Source organism: Nocardiopsis exhalans, from assembly GCF_024134545.1.
GTDB classification, from domain to species: domain Bacteria; phylum Actinomycetota; class Actinomycetes; order Streptosporangiales; family Streptosporangiaceae; genus Nocardiopsis; species Nocardiopsis exhalans.
This window is the reverse complement of sequence record NZ_CP099837.1, coordinates 4413588-4431629: the sequence shown is the minus strand read 5'-3', so window position 1 is coordinate 4431629 and position 18042 is coordinate 4413588. Positions and strand designations below refer to the sequence as shown.

At 71.3% G+C, this 18042-nt stretch carries 14 protein-coding genes; 10 read left to right on the top strand and 4 right to left on the bottom strand.

Annotated elements, in window-relative coordinates:
* Positions 1-9: 9 nt before the first annotated feature.
* The 4 genes from NE857_RS19545 to NE857_RS19530 are packed head-to-tail and all read left to right on the top strand — an operon-like array spanning position 10 to position 4052.
* A complete protein-coding gene (locus tag NE857_RS19545; RefSeq protein WP_254417099.1) occupies positions 10-1914 on the top strand; it encodes an FG-GAP repeat domain-containing protein in 1905 nt (634 codons plus the stop codon).
* The gene (locus NE857_RS19540; protein WP_254417098.1) at positions 1911-2975 is read left to right on the top strand and encodes an enediyne biosynthesis protein UnbU; all 1065 of its coding nucleotides are present in this window, start codon (positions 1911-1913) and stop codon (positions 2973-2975) included. The genes NE857_RS19545 and NE857_RS19540 overlap by 4 nt, the downstream gene beginning before the upstream one ends.
* The gene (locus tag NE857_RS19535; protein WP_254417097.1) at positions 2968-3615 is read left to right on the top strand and encodes a hypothetical protein; all 648 of its coding nucleotides are present in this window, start codon (positions 2968-2970) and stop codon (positions 3613-3615) included. Before NE857_RS19540 ends, NE857_RS19535 begins: the two co-directional genes overlap by 8 nt.
* Entirely contained in the window at positions 3612-4052 is a 441-nt protein-coding gene (locus NE857_RS19530; RefSeq protein WP_254417096.1) for a hypothetical protein, read from the top strand. The genes NE857_RS19535 and NE857_RS19530 overlap by 4 nt, the downstream gene beginning before the upstream one ends.
* Positions 4053-4399: 347 nt before the next feature.
* Here NE857_RS19530 and NE857_RS19525 read toward each other — a convergent pair whose 3' ends face one another.
* Positions 4400-5971 (bottom strand): hypothetical protein, encoded by a 1572-nt coding sequence (locus NE857_RS19525; protein WP_254417095.1) that lies wholly within the window; start codon positions 5969-5971, stop codon positions 4400-4402.
* Between the two features lie 152 nt (positions 5972-6123).
* Between NE857_RS19525 and NE857_RS19520 the strand changes: the two genes are divergently transcribed.
* From NE857_RS19520 to NE857_RS19510, 3 genes are all read left to right on the top strand, one after another.
* Positions 6124-7512: a GH1 family beta-glucosidase gene (locus NE857_RS19520; protein WP_254417094.1), complete on the top strand. Its 1389-nt coding sequence runs from the start codon at positions 6124-6126 to the stop codon at positions 7510-7512.
* A 195-nt stretch (positions 7513-7707) separates the two neighbouring features.
* The gene (locus NE857_RS19515) at positions 7708-8532 is read left to right on the top strand and encodes a peptidoglycan recognition protein family protein (protein WP_254417093.1); all 825 of its coding nucleotides are present in this window, start codon (positions 7708-7710) and stop codon (positions 8530-8532) included.
* Positions 8533-8986: 454 nt separating this feature from the next.
* The gene (locus tag NE857_RS19510; protein WP_254417092.1) at positions 8987-10033 is read left to right on the top strand and encodes a pirin family protein; all 1047 of its coding nucleotides are present in this window, start codon (positions 8987-8989) and stop codon (positions 10031-10033) included.
* A gap of 60 nt (positions 10034-10093) precedes the next feature.
* Here the strand turns inward: NE857_RS19510 and NE857_RS19505 are convergent, their stop codons facing one another.
* Positions 10094-11926 (bottom strand): helix-hairpin-helix domain-containing protein, encoded by a 1833-nt coding sequence (locus tag NE857_RS19505; RefSeq protein WP_254417091.1) that lies wholly within the window; start codon positions 11924-11926, stop codon positions 10094-10096.
* 124 nt (positions 11927-12050) lie between these two features.
* On the bottom strand, positions 12051-12596 hold the full coding sequence (locus NE857_RS19500) for a MarR family winged helix-turn-helix transcriptional regulator (protein WP_254417090.1): 546 nt from the start codon (positions 12594-12596) through the stop codon (positions 12051-12053).
* Positions 12597-12687: 91 nt separating this feature from the next.
* Here NE857_RS19500 and NE857_RS19495 point away from each other — a divergent pair, with 91 nt between their 5' ends.
* On the top strand, positions 12688-14958 hold the full coding sequence (locus NE857_RS19495) for an LLM class flavin-dependent oxidoreductase (protein WP_254417089.1): 2271 nt from the start codon (positions 12688-12690) through the stop codon (positions 14956-14958).
* Between the two features lie 23 nt (positions 14959-14981).
* Here NE857_RS19495 and NE857_RS19490 read toward each other — a convergent pair whose 3' ends face one another.
* Entirely contained in the window at positions 14982-15935 is a 954-nt protein-coding gene (locus NE857_RS19490; protein ID WP_254417088.1) for an aldo/keto reductase, read from the bottom strand.
* A gap of 194 nt (positions 15936-16129) precedes the next feature.
* Here NE857_RS19490 and NE857_RS19485 point away from each other — a divergent pair, with 194 nt between their 5' ends.
* Together NE857_RS19485 and NE857_RS19480 are read left to right on the top strand one after the other, a co-directional pair.
* Positions 16130-16906 (top strand): MSMEG_4193 family putative phosphomutase, encoded by a 777-nt coding sequence (locus tag NE857_RS19485; RefSeq protein WP_254417087.1) that lies wholly within the window; start codon positions 16130-16132, stop codon positions 16904-16906.
* Between the two features lie 72 nt (positions 16907-16978).
* A complete protein-coding gene (locus tag NE857_RS19480) occupies positions 16979-17989 on the top strand; it encodes a SecDF P1 head subdomain-containing protein (protein ID WP_254417086.1) in 1011 nt (336 codons plus the stop codon).
* Positions 17990-18042 lie beyond the last annotated feature (53 nt).

Below are 18042 nucleotides of genomic sequence, written 5' to 3'. Positions count from 1 at the left end.
GGGAGAAGCATGGGCTCCATGTACCGCATAGCGACGCTGGCGCTGGCACTCGCCCTCATGGGTGCGGTCGGTGTCATGACCATCCGTCCCTCACTGAGCGGGTCCGAACACACCGATCGGGCGGCACCCTTCGCCTTCGAGACGCTCGACCTCAACTCCGAACCCGACGGTTCCCGGTCCGAGCGGGACGTGGCGCCCGACCTGGAACACTTCAGGGGGTGGATCTCCGCCGTGGGCGCGGGCGGCACCCTTCTCGACCTGCGCGGTCTGGGCAAGTCCGCGGACGTCTGCCTGGTCGACCCCCGGGACGACAGCGTGACCCTGCGCAACGCGCCCGGAAGCGGTGAGGACGACTACCCGGTCGTCGAACTACTGCCCGAGGGCCTGCCCTACGACCACACCATGGCCCCCATGGGCTGTGTCCCCGCCGACCTGGACGAGGACGGCGACCTCGACATCATCGTCTACTACTGGGGCCGTTCACCGGTCCTGTTCACGAACACCGCCGGGCCGCAGGCCACACCCGCCGCGGAGAACTTCACCGCGCACGAACTGGTCGAACCGATGCAGGTCTGGAACACGACCTCGCTGAACGTCGCGGACGTGGACGGCTCCGGCAGCCTCGACATCCTGGTCGGCAACTACTTCCCCGATGGCGCACGTGTCCTGGACCCCGACGCCCACGACGAGACGCGCATGGAGATGCAGCAGAGCATGGGCCTGGCCACCAACGCCGGACGCAACCGCCTCCTGCTCACCGAGCCGACCGGTGAGGCGGACACGCCTCCCGTTGTCTCCGACGCGAGCACGGCCATCCCGGAGCGGGCCACGACCGCCTGGACACTGGCGATCGGCTTCCAGGACCTGACCGGCACGGGGGTCCCCGACATCTACCTGGGCAACGACTTCGGCAACGACAGTCTCCTGGTCAACCACTCCACCCCGGGCGACGTCCGGCTGGAGCTGCTGAAGGGGGAGCGGGACATGGCCACGCCCAAGTCACAGGTCATGGGAAACGGGTCCTTCAAGGGCATGGGCGTCGCCTTCACCTACGCGGACGGCGCCGAACTGCCGATGATCGTGGTCAGCAACATCACCAGCCCCTACGCACTGCACGAGAGCAACTTCGCCTTCGTCCCCGACGGTGAGGCCGCCGACCTCCTCGACGGCGCCGTCCCCTACAGCGAGAGCAGCGAACAGCTGGGGCTCGCGCGCAGCGGATGGTCCTGGGACGTCAAGGCGGGTGACTTCGACAACAGCGGCACTGACGAGCTGTTCCAGGCCACCGGCTTCCTCAAGGGGGACACCACGCGCTGGCCGGAGCTCCAGGAGATCGCCATGGGCAACGACCAGCTGCTCAAGCACTCCGGCGTGTGGCCCAACTTCGCCGAGGGCGACGACATCTCCGGACACGAGACCAACCCCTTCTGGGTTCGCGGAGACGACGGTTCCTACGCCGACCTCGCCGAAGCGGTGGGGATCGCCGAGTACGACGTCACACGGGCCTTCGCCTTCGGCGATGTCAACGGCGACGGGCTGCTGGACGTGGTGGTCGCCAACCAGTGGGAGGACTCCCGGCTCCTGCTGAACAGGGCCCCCGACGCCGCACCCGGCGTGGTGCTGCGCCTGGTCCGGCCTGGGGCCGCGGGCGGCGATGCCCTCACTCCGGCGATCGGAGCCTCCGTCCGCGTGGACGGCGAGGGGCATCCACCGCAGACCAGGGAGCTCTTCCACGCCAACGGGCACGTGGGGGTCTCCGACTCCATCGTGCACCTGGCCGCCCCTTCGGGAGACCTGCCGATCACCGTCTCCTGGCGGGACGGCACGGGCCAACGGCACAGCACCGAGCTTGTGGTGGAGCCGGGGACCCACACGGTCCTCCTCGACGATGACGGAACGGCGGTAGTCCGATGACGGTGACCAGATCCGACAGCGGTGCGGCCACGGGCCCGGACCCGAGCACCCATGAGGCCCCTGAGGTCCAACCCCCGCAGAGCGCCGCGCCCCCCAAGGCGGACCACCGCCTGAAGGCGCTGCGCATGTTCGCCACCTCCATCACCGTGTTCACGGTCCTCGGGCACCTGTTCCTCGGCTTCGAGCAGTCACCGATCACGCCGATCGCGGCGATCCTCTTCGGCTACGCGCTCGACCTCGTCCTGGAGACCCTGGATGCGCGGGCCGAGGGCCGCGAACCCGGCTACGCCGGCGGCCTCGGGAAGATGGTCGACTACCTGCTGCCCACCCACATCGCAGGCCTGGCCTGCGCGCTGCTCCTGTGGGGCAACGCCTCGCTCTGGCCGTACCTGTTCGCGGTGGCCGTGGCGGTGAGCAGCAAGTACCTGTTCCGGTTGTCGGTCAGGGGCCGCAAGCGCCACTTCCTGAACCCCTCCAACTTCGGGATCGCGGTGACGCTGCTGATCTTCCCGTGGGTGGGGATCGCACCGCCCTACCACTTCACGAACAACACCTTCGGCACCGTGGACTGGCTGATTTCGCTGGGGATCCTCATGGCCGGGACCATGCTCAACGTCAACCTCACCAAACGCTGGCCGCTGATCCTCGCCTGGGTGGGCGGGTTCGCGCTCCAGGCCGTTCTGCGCTGGCTCTTCCTGGACCACATGCTCCTGGCGGCACTGATGCCGATGACCGGTGTCGCGTTCATCCTGTTCACGAACTACATGATCACGGACCCGGGGACCACGCCCTCCAAACCGCGCAACCAGATGGTCTTCGGCTTCACGACGGCGATGGTGTACGGGCTCCTGGTCAGCTTCAACATCGTCTTCGGCCTCTTCTTCGCGCTGGTCATCACCTGTGTGCTGCGCGGCCTGGTCCTGGTCGGCGCCCCCTTCATGCCCGGGGCGGCGGCCACCGCACCGCCCACGGTCACCACACCGCCCGATTCCGGCCGAACGTCGGCGTCCGAGGAGACATCCACCCCGAACACCCGCGAACCCAGGGAGTCCCATGAGTGACGATTCGCCCACGACCGCATCCGTGAAGGCCGCCGAACCCTCCGGGGCGACCGAAGCCGACGCCCCCGCCCGGCGTGCGAACCTGGCGGACCGGTACCACCGGGGTATGGACGTGCTGAACGTCGACCGGCACCGGCTGTGCCTGCAGTTGTACCTGGTCATCGTGATCGCCCACTGGGCCGAGCACATCGCCCAGGCCGTCCAGATCTACGTGCTCGACTGGCCCCTGGCGGAGGCCCGGGGCGTCCTCGGTATCCCGTTCCCGTGGCTGGTCACCTCCGAGTGGATGCACTACGGATACGCCCTGATCATGCTCATCGGGCTCCTGCTCATGCTGCCCGGCTTCACCGGCAGGGCCAGGACGTGGTGGACGATCTCGCTCCTGATCCAGGTCTGGCACCACTTCGAGCACCTGATCCTGCTCGTCCAGGTCGGCAACGGGGTCAACCTCGGCGGCGGGGACGCCCCCAGCAGCCTGGTCCAGATGCTGATTCCCCGGGTCGAGCTGCACCTGTTCTACAACACGCTCGTGTTCATCCCGATGGTCGTGGCCATGTACCTGCACTCGCGGCCGAATCCGGCGGAACACGAGGCGATGCGGTGCTCGTGCGCCGGTGATCCGCCCCGGTTGGGCCGGTGAACAGCGGGCGGCGCCGGATCCCGGCGTTCAACGTGGTCCTGTTGCTGCTCGCCGCCCTGATCGTCTCCATGGGGGCCGCCAACGCCGAGCGGAGTCTGCGCGCGGCCCGCGCGGACGGGACCCCCGGTACCTTCAGCGCCACGATGCTGGACTGCGTCCAGCATCCGGGCCACGAGTCCTGCACCTGTTTCGGAACCTACGCACCCGAGTCCGGCGGCCCCGAACGCGCTGACATCTATCTCTACGGCGGGAACCGGCAGACCTGCCGGGTGGGTGAGGAGACCGCCGCTGTGGACGTGGGCTCGGCGAACCGGGTGTACGGGCCGGAAGGCTCGAACGAGTGGGTCATGACCGCCGGACTGATCCTCTTCGGCCTGGGGCTGGGCGGCTGGACCATCCGATCGTGGTGGGTTGGCCGTGCCGGATCCGTGGTCTGAACACGGCCGGGACGCCGCTCCCGGGACCCGACCGCCTCCCCTGCCCCGGGGCCGATGCCCGGGGCGGGGGCGCGGTCAGCGTGTCTGCGCGCGGGCGTCGCCTTGCCAACCGACGCCCCGCCGGGAGGCGCGGCGTAGCCGTTTCAGATCCCGGCCCAGGTAACTGGGGTTGGTCACCTGTCGCACCTGGCTGTCGGGTCAGTGACCACCGCCAGCGACGTGATGCTCAGGTCCACCCCGGCCACCGCCTCCGGCCGCTGCGGTGTACGCCTCTTTGGAGTCCTCGGATCACCGGTCCAGGCCGAGGGCGGACCTCCCTCCGTGCGGTTGACCGAAAGGTCAGTTCCTCAGGGACTGAGCAGCTTGTGGACCTCGGCCAGGTCGCTCCGGGCAGCGGCCGCGTACTCCTCGGCCTCGGTTCTGACCCTGCGCCAGTCCTGCACGGCCTGGTCGACCTGCTGGTCGAGCTTGCGGCCCTGGTTCCGGAACATGGCCTCGGCGTCGTCGCGCTCCCGCTCGGCGGCGAAGAAGTTGGCACCCGAGGCCACCGCGGTGCACACGGTCAGGAACCACAGGACGCCGTTCATGGTCAGCAGGGACAGTACGAAGAGCCCCGCCGCGACGGACACATACACCCAGAAGGCGCTCCGCTTGCCCTGTTCGGGGCCGGAGCGCTCGCGCAGAAGCTGGCGGGAGCGCTCCACGTCCCGGCGTTCGGCGCCGGAAGCGGTGATGTTCACCTTCACCCCGTGGAAGTTCGCCTCCGCCTTCTCGGGGAGCGGCGCGCTGGCCCGGGTCATGAGGTCCTCGGCGGTGTCCAGGACGGCGGTGCGCTGGAGCACGAGCGAGAAGGTACGGCGGTGCGGGGGTGCGCTCTCGCTGGTCAGGTCCTTGCGCAGGAGGGCGCCCACGCTGTCGACGGAGTCGGTCCAGGCGGGGAGAGCACCCTCCTGGCCGCTGTTCTCGATCACGGCGCGCAGCCGGTTGGCCCGGGCCAGCAGGGGAGCCTCCTCCTGGCTGCCCTCCTCCACGAGCAGGCGCAGGGTGTCCCGGAGGAAATCGGAGCTGGCCACGTCGGGGCTCAGCGACTCCAGCGGGGTGTCCTCACTGCCGAGGGCGGTGACCTGGGCGACCCGTTCGCGCAGGTGGGCGATGGCGGCGGCGGCCTGCCGCTGGGTGGTGGCGCTGGTGTTGAGTTTGCCGGTACCGAGTGAGGGCTTCCGACCGCCCGAACGGCCGGAGGAGGGCCCGGGGGAGGCGGACCACTCGTCGACCGGGGGGACCTGGACGCCCTCGGCGGACCACAGCCGCAGGGTGGACAGCAGCAGGTGTTCGCGGGCGTCGTCGCCGAAGGAGCCGTCGGCGGTCAGGATCCACAGCGCGCGCTGGCCGCGGTTCAGCTGGACCCCGGGCTCGGGCAGGTGGGGGAGCAGGTCCGCGGACACGCTCTCGCCCAGGGTGCGCGCGTACTCGGAGCGGGTGAGCGCGCAGGCCAGAGCGGCGAAGTAGCGGGCCCGCTCCACGTCGATCCCGGCCGCCTCGTCGAAGCGCAGCCGGGCCTGGCTGATGTCGTCGCGCAGCAGGGCGTGCAGGCCGCGGGCGGCGGGCACCAGCCAGTACCCGTGCACGTCCTCGAGGTCCAGGGAGGGCAGGGCGGCACCGTCCAGCATCTGGAGGGTGCGGTGCCGGGCTATCGCGGCGTTGTCGAACATCGCGAGGGTGGCGCGCACGTCACTGAGTTCGATGAAGGCGTCCAGGGTGGCCGAGACCCGGTCCAGTCGCTGTTCCAGGGTGCCCCGGATCCGGCCCAGTTCCGAGCGCATGCGGCTGCGGTCGCGGGCCATCTGCGAGTACGCGCCGCTCAGGTCCTCCTGGAGTTCCCTGATGCGCACGTTCTGCGAGTAGTCGGTCCAACTCATGCCTGGTTACCTTTCCCTGCGCGCCCAGGGGTGGGACGGGGTGAGGGGGACGCGCTGGGGGTTTGGACGGTCACGGGGACGATCTGGTTCGGGGGTTGCCCGTACTGTGCTTTTCGGCCATTCTGGGAGCGCTCCCAACCTGAAGGGTCCCCATGCACGAGCCCACACTGCCACCCGGCCTGCTGTTCGGCACCGCCACCGCCGCCTACCAGGTCGAGGGCGCGGCCACCGAGGGCGGCCGGGGGCCGTCGATCTGGGACACCTACTGCCGCACCCCCGGCCGCGTGGCCCGCGGCGAGAGCGGCGACGTGGCCTGCGACCACTACCACCGCTACGCCGAGGACGTCGCCCTGCTCGCCGACCTCGGCGTGGACCTGTACCGCTTCTCCGTCTCATGGCCGCGCGTCCAGCCCGAGGGGAAGGGCGAGGCCAACCCCGAGGGGCTTGCTTTCTACGACCGCCTGGTCGACACACTCCTCGGCGCGGGGATCGAACCGGTCCTGACCCTCTACCACTGGGACCTGCCCCAGGCCCTGGAGGACGAGGGCGGCTGGCGGACGCGCGAGACCGCACACCGCTTCGGCGACTACACGCGGATCGTCGCCGAGCGCCTCGGCGACCGGGTGAACCGCTGGATCACCCTCAACGAACCCTTCTGTTCCGCCTTCGTCGGACACGCGGTCGGCCGCCACGCCCCCGGAACCCGCGAGGGCACCCCGGCCCTGGCCGCCGCCCACCACCTGCTGCTGGCCCACGGCACGGCCGTCAAGGAGCTGCGCGCCGCCGATGCCGGACAGGTCGGCATCACCCTCAACCCCGACCACCTGCTGCCCGCCACGAGCTCCGAGGCCGACCGTGCCGCCGTGGAACGCGCCCGCACCCTGCACAACCGCACCTGGTTCGACCCGCTGTTCACCGGCGCCTACCCGGACAACGAGAAGGAGACCTGGGGCGGGCTGGCCGACGGCTCCTACCGGCGCGAGGGCGACCTGGAGACCATCGGTCAGCCCCTGGACTTCCTCGGCGTCAACTTCTACCGGCCGATCATGCTCCGGGACGCCCCGCACACCGAGCCCGACCCGGCCCTGCGCACGGCCGTGGACATCGGCGCCGAACAGGTCGCCTTCGACGGGGTCCGGCACACCACCATGGGGTGGCCGGTGGTCCCGCGGAGCTTCGAGGACCTGCTGGTGGACCTGGACCGCCGCTACCCGGGGCTGCCGCCGATCCTGATCACCGAGAACGGCTCGGCCGAACCGGACGAGCCCGACGCCGCCGGCCGGGTGCACGACCGGGACCGTGTCGACTACCTGCGCGACCACCTGTCCGCCCTGGCCCGAGCGATCGACGCCGGGGTGGACGTGCGGGGCTACTTCGTGTGGTCGCTGCTGGACAACTTCGAGTGGGCCTACGGCTACGAGCGCAGGTTCGGCCTGGTCCGCGTGGACTACCGGACCCTGGAGCGCCACCCCAAGGACAGCTACCACTGGTACCGGGACCACCTGAAAGCCCACCGGTTCCGCCGGGTCCAGGAGGGATGACCGGAACGGAAGAGCAGGTGATTCAGGTCTGGGCCGACTCGCTACATTATTTTAGGAATTTTATACAGGATTCCTTTTTGTGATTCTCCGGCCGCATCCGGCCAGGGGGAATATCGACTGACCCCTTTGACGGTGGTGGAATCCGGGGTGATTCTGTCTACTGGTAAGTAACCATCCTGGTGATGAAGGACTTCCATGACTGAAATCCCCCGTTTCGACCTGGACCGGCGAACCCTTCTGTGCGGAGCCGCCCTCACCTCGGGTGCGGCGCTGCTCGGGGGCTCCCTCGGTGCTTCGCCGGTCTCGGCGGCGACGGAGCCCGGCACCGAAACCGGCGTCCAGGCCGCCCCCCAGCTGTACTGGCGGGGCGCCTGGAACGCCCGTCCGCCGAGTGGCGCCATCCAGGTGCTGCCCCACGCGCCGAGCTACATCATCGTCCACCACACCGCCACGGCCAACAGCACCGACTACACGCTCGACCACGCCCTCAACCTGTCCAAATCGATCCAGAACCACCACATGGACAGCAACGGCTGGATCGACACCGGGCAGCAGCTCACCATCAGCCGCGGCGGCTACCTGATGGAGGGCCGGGACCACACCCCCGAATCCATCGCCGCGGGCCGCCACGTTGTCGGCGCGCACGTGGCCAATAACAACAGCACCTGTATCGGGATCGAGAACGAGGGCACCTACATGACCCAGGGCCCGCCCCAGGCCCTGACCGACTCGCTGGTGGGCACCCTGGCCTGGCTGTGCGGGGCCTACGGGCTCAACCCCAGCGCCGTTCTGGGGCACCGGGACTTCAACGCCACCGCCTGCCCGGGTGACGTGCTGTACGCGATGCTCCCCGAACTCCGCAACCGGGTCGCCCAGACCATGCTGGCCCACGACATCCCCATCGCCGAGGCCGTCGCGCACGGCGAGGACGGCCCCACCTACCCGCCGGTTCCCGACGACGAGCCCGAGCGCGAGTTCCACCACGGCCCGGCCCGAGGGCCTGACGACATCAGCCGCTGAGAACCGGAGAGGACATCACCCCGTTCGGTGTTCTCTTTCCCCTGTTCACGGTGCCCGTCCCCGTCCGGGGCGGGCACCCGCCCCGGACCGATCGATTCAATGTTTGTCGAGCCCGCGATTAAACATCCGGAGAAACAGGGCACAACTGATCCGGGGTCGGAGCGCAGGGAGCCGTGTGATGTGTTCTCGGCTCTCCGTTCCTCGTGCCCCAGGGGAGAACTCAGGGGAGAATCGGACCATGCGCACGAGGTGAATTCTGTCGGAACTCCTGACGTGGACCGGGCCGTGGGCCATATGCGGGGGCGTGCCGTCGCTGTAGGGACGCGCCCGGGCACGGTGGTTCCTCCGGGGCGGCCTGAGCATATATTTCAGGTTTCAAGGACATGGTGGAGCCGCGCCCGCTGCGGGAGGTGCTCCTCCGCGTTCAAGCCCCAGGTACGGAAGGGACCGCGCGATGACCAACCCAGAGGCCGATCCGGACACCCATGTGTGCTTTGACGGCGGCCTTCCCGGTCCGCGGGCCGAGTGCGCGGACGGGGCTCCGGTCGAGATCATCACCGCCAGGGCAGTGCCCCTGGGCGGGCCGCGAGCGATGAACGTGCGCCGCACCCTGCCGCAGCGGCAGCGTTCGCTGATCGGCGCGTGGTGCTTCGTCGACCACTACGGACCCGACGACGTGGCGGCCACCGGCGGCATGGACGTGGCACCGCATCCGCACACGGGGCTGCAGACGGTGAGTTGGCTGTTCGAAGGGGCCATCGCCCACATCGACTCCGGGGGCAACAGCGCGGACGTCCTTCCCGGCGAGATGAACCTGATGACGGCCGGTGCGGGCATCTGCCACTCCGAGACCTCCTCCGCGGACACCGGCCGACTCCACGGTGTACAGCTCTGGGTCGCTCTGCCGGAGGAGGCCCGGCACAGCCCGGAGCGCGGGTTCGAGCACTTCGTTCCCGAACCCGTCGAGTTCGCGGGCGGCTCCGCGCTGGTCTTCGTCGGTTCGCTGCTGGGTTCGCTGTCACCGGTGAGCATGTACACGCCGTTGGTGGGGGCCGAGCTCAGGCTCGCTCCCGGCGCCGAACTCGCCCTCCCGGTCGATCCCGGATTCGAACACGGCCTCCTGGTGGACACCGGGGGGAGTGTCAGGCTGGAGGGCGTACATGTGCCCGAGGACGCCGTGGGGTACACGGGTGTCGGGGCCGGGGCGCTGCGGATCGCGAACGAAGGCACCGAACCGGCCAGGCTCGTGCTCCTGGGCGGCGCCCCCTTCGGCGAGGAGGTCGTCATGTGGTGGAACTTCCTGGCCCGCTCCACGGAGGAGATCAGCCGCTACCGGCAGGAGTGGGAGCAGCACGGTGAACGGTTCGGGCGCGTCGAGGGCTACGTGGGGCACGGCGGGCCGGGCCGCAATCGTGAGGGGATGGCGAGGATCCCCGCCCCGGAACTGCCACAGGTCCGGATGCGGCCGAGGAAGAACCCGCCACCACACGCGCAGGGGTAGCTCGGAGATGAGCCGACCCCCACGGCTGAAGCCCGTCTCCTCGCGGCCGCGCGCCGGGGGTCAGCCCTCGCGCAGGACGAGGGCCAGGCGGGTGGTGCGGTCCGGGGCGAGGGTCTCGCGTACCCCGCTCTCCAGGGCGCCCTCGGTGGCGTCAACCACGGAGACGTGGCGGGTGGTTCTGGTCAGGGCCGTGTACACCTGGGGGCGGGACACCGGAACCTGGGGCGGGAAGACCGCCACCACGGCGGGCCAGCGGCTGCCGTGGGCGACGGCCACGCTGATCGCCCAGCCGGGGCGCAGCGCGGACGGATCGGTGACGGTCACCCGGGCGCCGCCGGTCAGTTCGATCACCGCTCCCTCGGACACCTCGCGCAGGTAACCGGTGTCGCCCGGGCCGTAGCCGGTCCCCTCGGCGGTCAGGACCACGCGGTCGCCCACGTCGAAACCGCCGTGCGCACCGGGGCCGGGGTTGAGCTTCTCCTTGCAGGCGGTGTTGAGCGCGCGGGCCCCGGCCGGACCGTCCTCGCGGGCGGCGACGATCTGCACCTGGTCGGCGTCGATCCCCAGCGCCCGGGGGATGGAGTCGGTGACCAGCTGCACCACGCGGTGCGCGGCCTCCTCGGCGGAGGCAGCCGGGACCTGGACGACCTCGCGGCCGGGCGCCTCGACCCGCGGCCAACCGCCCTCGGCGACCGCACCGGCGAGCACGGAAACAGGGGAGGGGGCGGCGTCATCGGCCAGGGCCGCCACGTGCGCGGTGCGGGAGGTGGCCACGTCCACCACCACTCTGCCCGGGGTGGCCGACGGGGCCTGGTCCGGATCGGCCAGCAGGACCAGGTGGGCGTCGTCGGTGCAGGAGGAGACCAGGTCGGCCGTCCGGGCCACACCCAGGGACATCGACTCGCACAGCACCACGATCCCCGCCGGAGCCGGATCCGAGGCGAGGAAAGCGGGCAGGGAGACCGCGCGCAGCGGGGAGTGGTGTGCGTCCGGCTCGGCCTCGCCCGCTGTCTCCGTGCCGCCCGCTGACGCGGTGTCACCCGGTTCGCTCTCCCGGCCGTCGCCCTCGTCCGAACCCAGCAGTCGGTCCAGGTCGGCGTTGACGGCGGCGGCGGTCTGCGCGGTGGGGGCGACCACCGCGATGCCCACCTGGCTCTCCGTGGCGATCGCGGCCAGGCACAGCAGCGCCCGGGCGGTCTCGGCTTGGTCGCCGGGGCCGTGGTGCACCACCGTGACCGGGCGCATGGTCACGGTGAGCAGCGCCTCGCGGGTGGTCTCGGAGACCTCGAAGCCGCCGCCGGAGGTGGCGGCCTCCAAGGTCTCGGCGGCGGTCACCGGGTCCATGATCGGCTCGCTGCCGCCGATCAGCCGGAGCAGCTGCTCACCCAGCCGCTGCTCGGCGTGGCCGACGTCGTAGGGGGCGTAGAAGCGTTCGGGGTCGGGCAGGTCCGGTACCTCGGGGGCGCCGCCCTCCTCGAAGTCGAAGTCGTCGTCGGGTTCGTCCGTGCTCTCGAACAGCACCACCTCCTCGGCGGTGACCGCGGCCTCGATCGCCGTTCGGGGGTCGTTGATCCCGAGCTGGCCGACCACCGTGGCCAGCCGCTTCTCCTCGATCGCGGTGTGCCCGCGGCGGGCGGCGGTGCGCATGGCGTGCCCGACCATCGAACCCAGGCGGCGGGGATCGTCGGGGCGCGCGGCCTCGCCCAGGTGCTTGCGGGCGCAGTAGTCGGCCTGATCCAAGGTCACGCCCGGCAGGCGCAGCAGCAGCCAGGGATTGGCGTCCAGTTCGGCGGCGGGTTGGGGGCCCAGCGCGGACACCAGACGCGGCGCGAGGGCGCGCGGGGCGCCCATCCGGTCAAGGACGGCACTGACCTTCTCGACAGCCTCGGACACCGGTTCCCCTCGTCAGGTGGTACATGCACTCGCTGGGAGCTTATCGACTCCCGGTGACATCCCGACCGTTGTGCACAGGCCCGCTTCCCCGGGGCCCGCGTGGCTGCCCGGCTGCCCGGCGCGGCTAGGCACCGCTCTTGCCGGTCACCTGGATGACGGCGGCGCAGGGGTCGGTGTCGGGGGAGGACTCCTGGACGGCGGTGGCGGCCCGTGCCGCGGCGGCGTGGAAGAGGGCTCGGGTGGCCGGGTCCAGCCCGCCCAGAACGCGCTCCTCGATGTGCTCGACCAGGGCGTCGCACCTGGCCAGGGCCTCGCTGCCGTGTTCGGTGAGGCAGACCCTGCGCACCCGCCGGTCGCCCGGGTGGGGCCTGCGCCGGACCAGGTCGGCCGACTCCAGGTCGTCGATCAGATAGGTCATCACGCTGCGGTCGATGAGCAGCCGCTCGGCCAGGGCCGCCTGGGTGGGCGCGTCACCTCTGGCGGCCGCCGCGAGCACGTGGTAGCCGCGGCTGCCGTGCGGGAGGTCGGCCAGGGCCGCCTCCGTGTGCTCGTGCCAGCGGCGCAGCAGCACGGCCAGGGACCAGCCCAGGTTGCTGGCCCCGGCGCCGCCCCCGCCGCTCTTGTGGAGGGTTCCGCCCGGCCCCGGCCGCTCCGGCGTGGTGGGTGTCATGGCCCGAGATTACCAGGAATAGGTGTTCAGCAAGATAAGTTGTGCAGAACATTGTTTGTTTCACAAACGACCTACCCCGGGAGAGTCAGCCATGCCCGACTACGGACACCCCCTGGAGTTCGGTACCTTCCTCACGCCGAGCGCCCAGGACCCCGACCGGGTGGTCGGGCTCGCCGAACTCACCGAGGCCGCCGGGCTGGACCTGGCCACCTTCCAGGACCACCCCTACAACCCCGGCTTCCTCGATACCTGGACCCTGCTGAGCTGGGTCGCCTCCCGCACCGAGCGCCTACGCGTCTCCGGCAACGTGATCAACCTGCCGCTGCGCCCGCCCGCGGTCCTGGCCCGCGCGGCCGCCAGCCTCGATCGCCTCTCCAAGGGCCGCTTCGAACTCGGACTCGGCGCCGGGGCCTTCCCGGACGGCATCGAGGCCATGGGCGGGGGCCGCCGCACCCCAGGGCAGTCCGTGGCCGCCCTCTCCGAGGCCATCGACATCATCCGCGCCACCTGGGACACCGACACCCGCGGCGGGGTGAGCACCCGGGGCGAGCACTACTCCGTCAACGGCATGAAGCGCGGCCCCGAACCCGCCCACGACATCGGCATCTGGCTGGGCGCCTACAAGCCCCGCATGCTCCGCATGGTCGGCGCCAAGGCCGACGGCTGGCTGCCCAGCCTCGGCTACGTCAAGGTCGAGGAGTTGACCGAACTCAACGACGTCATCGACGACTCCGCGCGAAAGAACGGCCGCGAACCACGAGAGATCCGCCGCCTGCTCAACCTCAGCGGCGCCGCCTTCACCCCGGTCAGCCGCGGTTTCCTCCAGGGCCCGCCCGAACAGTGGGCCGAACAGTTGCTGCCGCTGACCCTGGAACACGGGATCAGCACCTTCATCCTGGGTACGGACGACCCGCGCACCATCCAGATCTTCGGCCAGGAGGTCGCCCCGGCCCTGCGCGAGGCCGTCGAACGCGAACGCGCCAGCGCCGGTACCCCGACCGGGCCGGTCCGCCCCGCGGCCGCCCTGGCCGCCCGCCGCCCCGGCATCGACTACGACGCCGCCCCCGAAGCCCTGCGCGGGGGCGTGGTCGAACCCGGCGACAAGGGCTACGCCAAGGTCCGGCACGGCTACATGCAGCAGGGCCGCCCCGGCCTGGTCCTGCGCCCCGGTGACCCCGACCAGGTCGCCGAGGCCCTCGCCTACGCCCTCGAACAGGACGCTCCGCTCAACGTGCGCAGCGGCGGCCACGGCATCAGCGGCCGCTCCACCAACGACGGCGGGATCGTCCTCGACCTCGGCCGGATGAACGGGATCGAGGTCCTGGACGCCGAGACCGGCCTCGTCCGCCTCGGCGCGGGAGCCCGCTGGGGTGACGTCGGCACCGTCCTGCACCAGCACGGCCTGGCGATCAGCTCGGGCGACCACGGGGGAGTGGGCGTGGGCGGGATCGCCACCACCGGCGGCCTGGGCTACATGTCGCGCGCCCACGGGCTGGCCATCGACCGCCTGACCGCGGTCGAACTGGTCACCGCCGACGGCGTCGTGCGGCGGGTGGACGCCGAGAACGACCCCGACCTGTTCTGGGCGGTGCGCGGCGCGGGCGCCAACTTCGGCGTGGTCACCTCGGTGGAGGCCACAGCCTCCCCGGTGGGCGACATCGTGCTGGGCCGGTTCGTCTACGACGCCTCCGACACCGAGGCCTTCCTCCAGGCCTGGGGGAGCACCGCCGAGGCCGCCCCGCGCGAGGTCACCGCGTTCCTGACCACGGGACCCGGACGCGGCGGCCAGGGGCCCGTCGCCCAGGCGATGGTGGTCTACGCGGGAGACGACACCGACGCCGCCGTCCAGGCCCTGGAGCCCTTCCTCCAGGTGGGGCCGGTTCTGGACCAGCGTGCCCAGGTCGCTCCCTACCCGGCGATCCTGGTCGGTCACGACGGTCCGCACGGCGGGAACCCGACCCCGGCCGCGCGTTCGGCGCTGCTGGAGCACATCGACCCGGTCTCCGCCAAGGCCATGGCCCGGATGCTCGCCACCGGTGACGCGTACTTCATGCAGCTGCGCCAGGTGGGCGGAACGGTCAACGACGTCGCCGCAGACGCCACCGCCTATGCCCACCGTTCGGCCAACTTCTCCCTGGCCGCCATGGGCAGCCGGGCCGCTCTCCTGGACCGCCGCTGGGCGGAGCTGGGCGACGCGGCGCGGGGGCTCTACCTGAGCTTCGACACCCGCACCGGGCCCGAGGTCCTGGCCCAGGCCTTCCCCGAACCCGCGTTGGGCCGCCTGCGCGAGCTCAAGGCCAAGTACGACCCGGACCACGTCTTCGACCAGAACTTCCCGATCGATCCCGCGGCCGGAGCCTGAGGCTCAGCTCTCAGGTCCGACGCTCAGCGCTCGGGGCCGGCCGTGGCGTCGTCCAGGGCGTCCCGGATCTTGGGCGGAAGCTCCACCGTCTCCACGGACAGGACCTCCTCCAGCTGGGAGAGCGTGCGCGGCCCCACCACGGCGGCCGCCACGCCCTCCTGGTCACGGGCCCAGCTCAGCGCGACCGCCAGCGGCGACACGCCCAGCCCTTCCGCCGCCGTGCACACCGACTCCACCACCCGGCGGCTGCGCTCGTCCAGGTAGGGCTCCACGTAGGGCGCCATGTGCGGAAAGGCGGCGCGGGAGTCCGCCGGTACCCCGTTGCGGTACTTGGCGCTGAGCACGCCCCGACCCAGCGGTGACCAGGCGATCACGTGCGCGTCGTTGGCCGCCGCGGCGGGCCGCAGCGCGTGGTCGGCGCCCCGGTTGAGCAGCGAGTACTCGCTGCCCGCGCTCACCAGCGGTACCCGCCCGGGCTGGGCGCGCTGCCAGGTCGCCAACGTGGCGAACTGCCAGGCTTTGAGGTCCCCGGTCCCCACGTAGCGGGCCTTGCCCGAGCCGACCGCCGTCTCCATCGCGGACAGCATCTCCTCCGGCGGTGTGTGCGGGTCGTACACGTGCAGCTGCCACAGATCCACGTAGTCCGTCTGCAGGCGCCGCAGAGACGCGTCCAGCGAGGCCAGCAGGTGGCGCCGGGACCCGTCCACCGGCCGGTAGCCCTCGGGGGTGTGCCCGCTCTTGGTGCCCACCACCACGTCCTCGCGGCGCACCGTCCCGCGCAGCAGCCGCCCCAGGATCCGCTCGCTCTGTCCGCCCGTGTAGATGTCCGCGGTGTCCACGAAAGTGCCGCCGGCGTCCACGAACGCGGTGAGCTGCTGTCCGGCCTCCTCCTCGGAGGTGTCGTTTCCCCAGCTCATCGTGCCGAGGGCGGTGCGAGACACCCAGAGTCCTGATCTGCCCACCTGTCGCTGTTCCATGCCGCGGAGATTACCGTGTCCACCGCGGACAGGCCTTGGGCGCGTCTTCGCTGGGCACTGTCCTCGCGGTCCGGACCGGGGCCGACACGCGGTATCCCTCACGCTCGCCGTTGCGGGTTCCACCCCGACCGGCACGGGTTCCCCTCGCTTGGCGGCGGCCCGCCTTCGCCTTGGCCGCGGCTTACTCTGGTGGCATGGCGACACCTGCTGACACTCCTGCTGACGCCCCGGTCGATACTCCGGCTGACCCCCCGGCCCGGCCCGAGGCGGTCACGCTCCTGCTCGTCCGACACGGCATGACCGACGCCACCGGGCCCCGACTGGCCGGTCGCGCCACCGGTGTGCACCTCAACGACAACGGCCGGGTCCAAGCCGCCCGTCTGGCTGGCAGGCTGGAGGGCATCTCCCCCGCCGCGCTCGTGTCCAGCCCGCTCGAACGCTGTCAGGAGACCGCCGAGGCGATCTCCGAACGGCTCGGCACGCCCGTGACCACCGACGAACGCTTCGTCGAGTGCGACTACGGGAGCTGGACCGGACGCTTCCTCACCGACCTGGCCGCCGAACCCCTGTGGCGGGTGGTCCAGGACCACCCCAGCGCCGCCCGATTCCCCGGCGGCGAGGCCCTGGCCACGACGTCGGCCCGGGCCGTGGAGGCGGTGCGGGACTGGAACGGGCGACTCCTCCAACAGGCCGCCGCCGGTGACCCCCCGCCGCTGTACGTGGTGTGCAGCCACGGCGACGTGATCAAGGCGATCATCGCCGACGCCCTGGGCCTGCACCTGGACCTCTTCCAGCGCCTGCGCGTGGACCCCTGTTCGGTCACCTCCCTCACCTACACGCGGACCCGGCCCTTCCTGAACAAGCTCAACGACACCGGCGAGCCCCTCTCCGGCGCCCTGCCCACGGCGGCCGAGGCCAAGGGCGACGCGGCGGTCGGCGGCGGCGCGGGCCAGACGAACCGAACCGAATGAGCACCGGGTACATCCCATCTTCCGTAACCCGCTGCCCTCCACCCCCCGACTCCTTTCGGTAGGAAGACCCCCGTGTCCCCCAACCCGCCCGGCCCCGGCTCCGCTCCCCACCAGGGGTTCACCCCGCGTCCCGGCTACGCTCCAGACCCCGGACACCAGAGCTGGCCCGGAGGTGGTCCGCACAGCCGCCGTCGGGTCTCGCGCGGACTCCTCGTGGCCCTGTCCGTGGGCGCCGCCCTGCTGGCCGTCGTGTTGACCGCCGGGGTCGTTTGGTGGCAGAACACCGAGCGGGTCCTCCTGCTGCGCACCCTGGACAGCGAACACGGCGCCGCCGCCAACGCCGAAACCACCGAACTCACCGCAGAACTCCTCCGGCAGCGCCTCGAACTGGCCTACGGGGAAGCGACCACCGTCACCCGGGTCGGCGACGACCTGATCGAGGTGCGGGCGGGGCGGGGCGTGGACCTCGAGGCCCTGTCCGACTCACTCACCGACCGGGAGTCGATCGCTTTCCACCCGGTGCTCGCAGCGGACTCCGGCACCCCCGCGGCCGACAACCCCTGGGACGACGCACCGGGCCCGGCGGACCCGACGGGTGACGATTGGTCGGAGCTGACCACGGAGGAGCTGGAGGAGCTGCTCGGCAGGGACCTCTCGGGCCCGGATCCCGACCTGGTGGAACTGACCGTGACCGACGGGAACGGGCAGGAGCTCCAGCTCGGCGCCGCCGAACTGCGCGGCGGTGCTGTGCTGGACGCGCGGCCCGGGCAGCAGGGGACGTCCTGGACGCTCGACATCACCTTCACCCCGGAGGGCGCCGAGGGCTGGCGTCGGCTGACCGGGAACGCGGCCTGTCACGGCATGGAGGAACCGCAGCGCAGGGTCGCCATCGTGCTGGGGGAGGAGCTCCTGTCCGCTCCGGTCGTGAACCCCGACGTGGTCTGCGGAGTGGGGATCAGCGGGGACGCCACCAGCATCGCCGGGCCCGCCGGGAACTTCGATTCGGAGGGCGCGCGCGAGATGGCGGACCGGATCCTGCTGGGCGAGCTGCACCTGCCGGTCGAGGTGGTCGAGATCTCCTGAACCCGGGCGTTCCCGCACCCCGTGATCGCCGGTGCGGGCACCGCGGCGCGGGT

Excerpts from the sequence above, each read along its gene's own strand:
- NE857_RS19510 (WP_254417092.1), top strand. The coding sequence starts at position 8,987 with ATGACCAACCCAGAGGCCGATCCGGACACCCATGTGTGCTTTGACGGC.
- NE857_RS19490 (WP_254417088.1), bottom strand. The coding sequence starts at position 15,935 with ATGGAACAGCGACAGGTGGGCAGATCAGGACTCTGGGTGTCTCGCACC.
- NE857_RS19525 (WP_254417095.1), bottom strand. The coding sequence starts at position 5,971 with ATGAGTTGGACCGACTACTCGCAGAACGTGCGCATCAGGGAACTCCAG.
- NE857_RS19515 (WP_254417093.1), top strand. The coding sequence starts at position 7,708 with ATGACTGAAATCCCCCGTTTCGACCTGGACCGGCGAACCCTTCTGTGC.
- NE857_RS19545 (WP_254417099.1), top strand. The coding sequence starts at position 10 with ATGGGCTCCATGTACCGCATAGCGACGCTGGCGCTGGCACTCGCCCTC.
- NE857_RS19500 (WP_254417090.1), bottom strand. The coding sequence starts at position 12,596 with ATGACACCCACCACGCCGGAGCGGCCGGGGCCGGGCGGAACCCTCCAC.
- NE857_RS19485 (WP_254417087.1), top strand. The coding sequence starts at position 16,130 with ATGGCGACACCTGCTGACACTCCTGCTGACGCCCCGGTCGATACTCCG.
- NE857_RS19495 (WP_254417089.1), top strand. The coding sequence starts at position 12,688 with ATGCCCGACTACGGACACCCCCTGGAGTTCGGTACCTTCCTCACGCCG.
- NE857_RS19540 (WP_254417098.1), top strand. The coding sequence starts at position 1,911 with ATGACGGTGACCAGATCCGACAGCGGTGCGGCCACGGGCCCGGACCCG.
- NE857_RS19520 (WP_254417094.1), top strand. The coding sequence starts at position 6,124 with ATGCACGAGCCCACACTGCCACCCGGCCTGCTGTTCGGCACCGCCACC.
- NE857_RS19535 (WP_254417097.1), top strand. The coding sequence starts at position 2,968 with ATGAGTGACGATTCGCCCACGACCGCATCCGTGAAGGCCGCCGAACCC.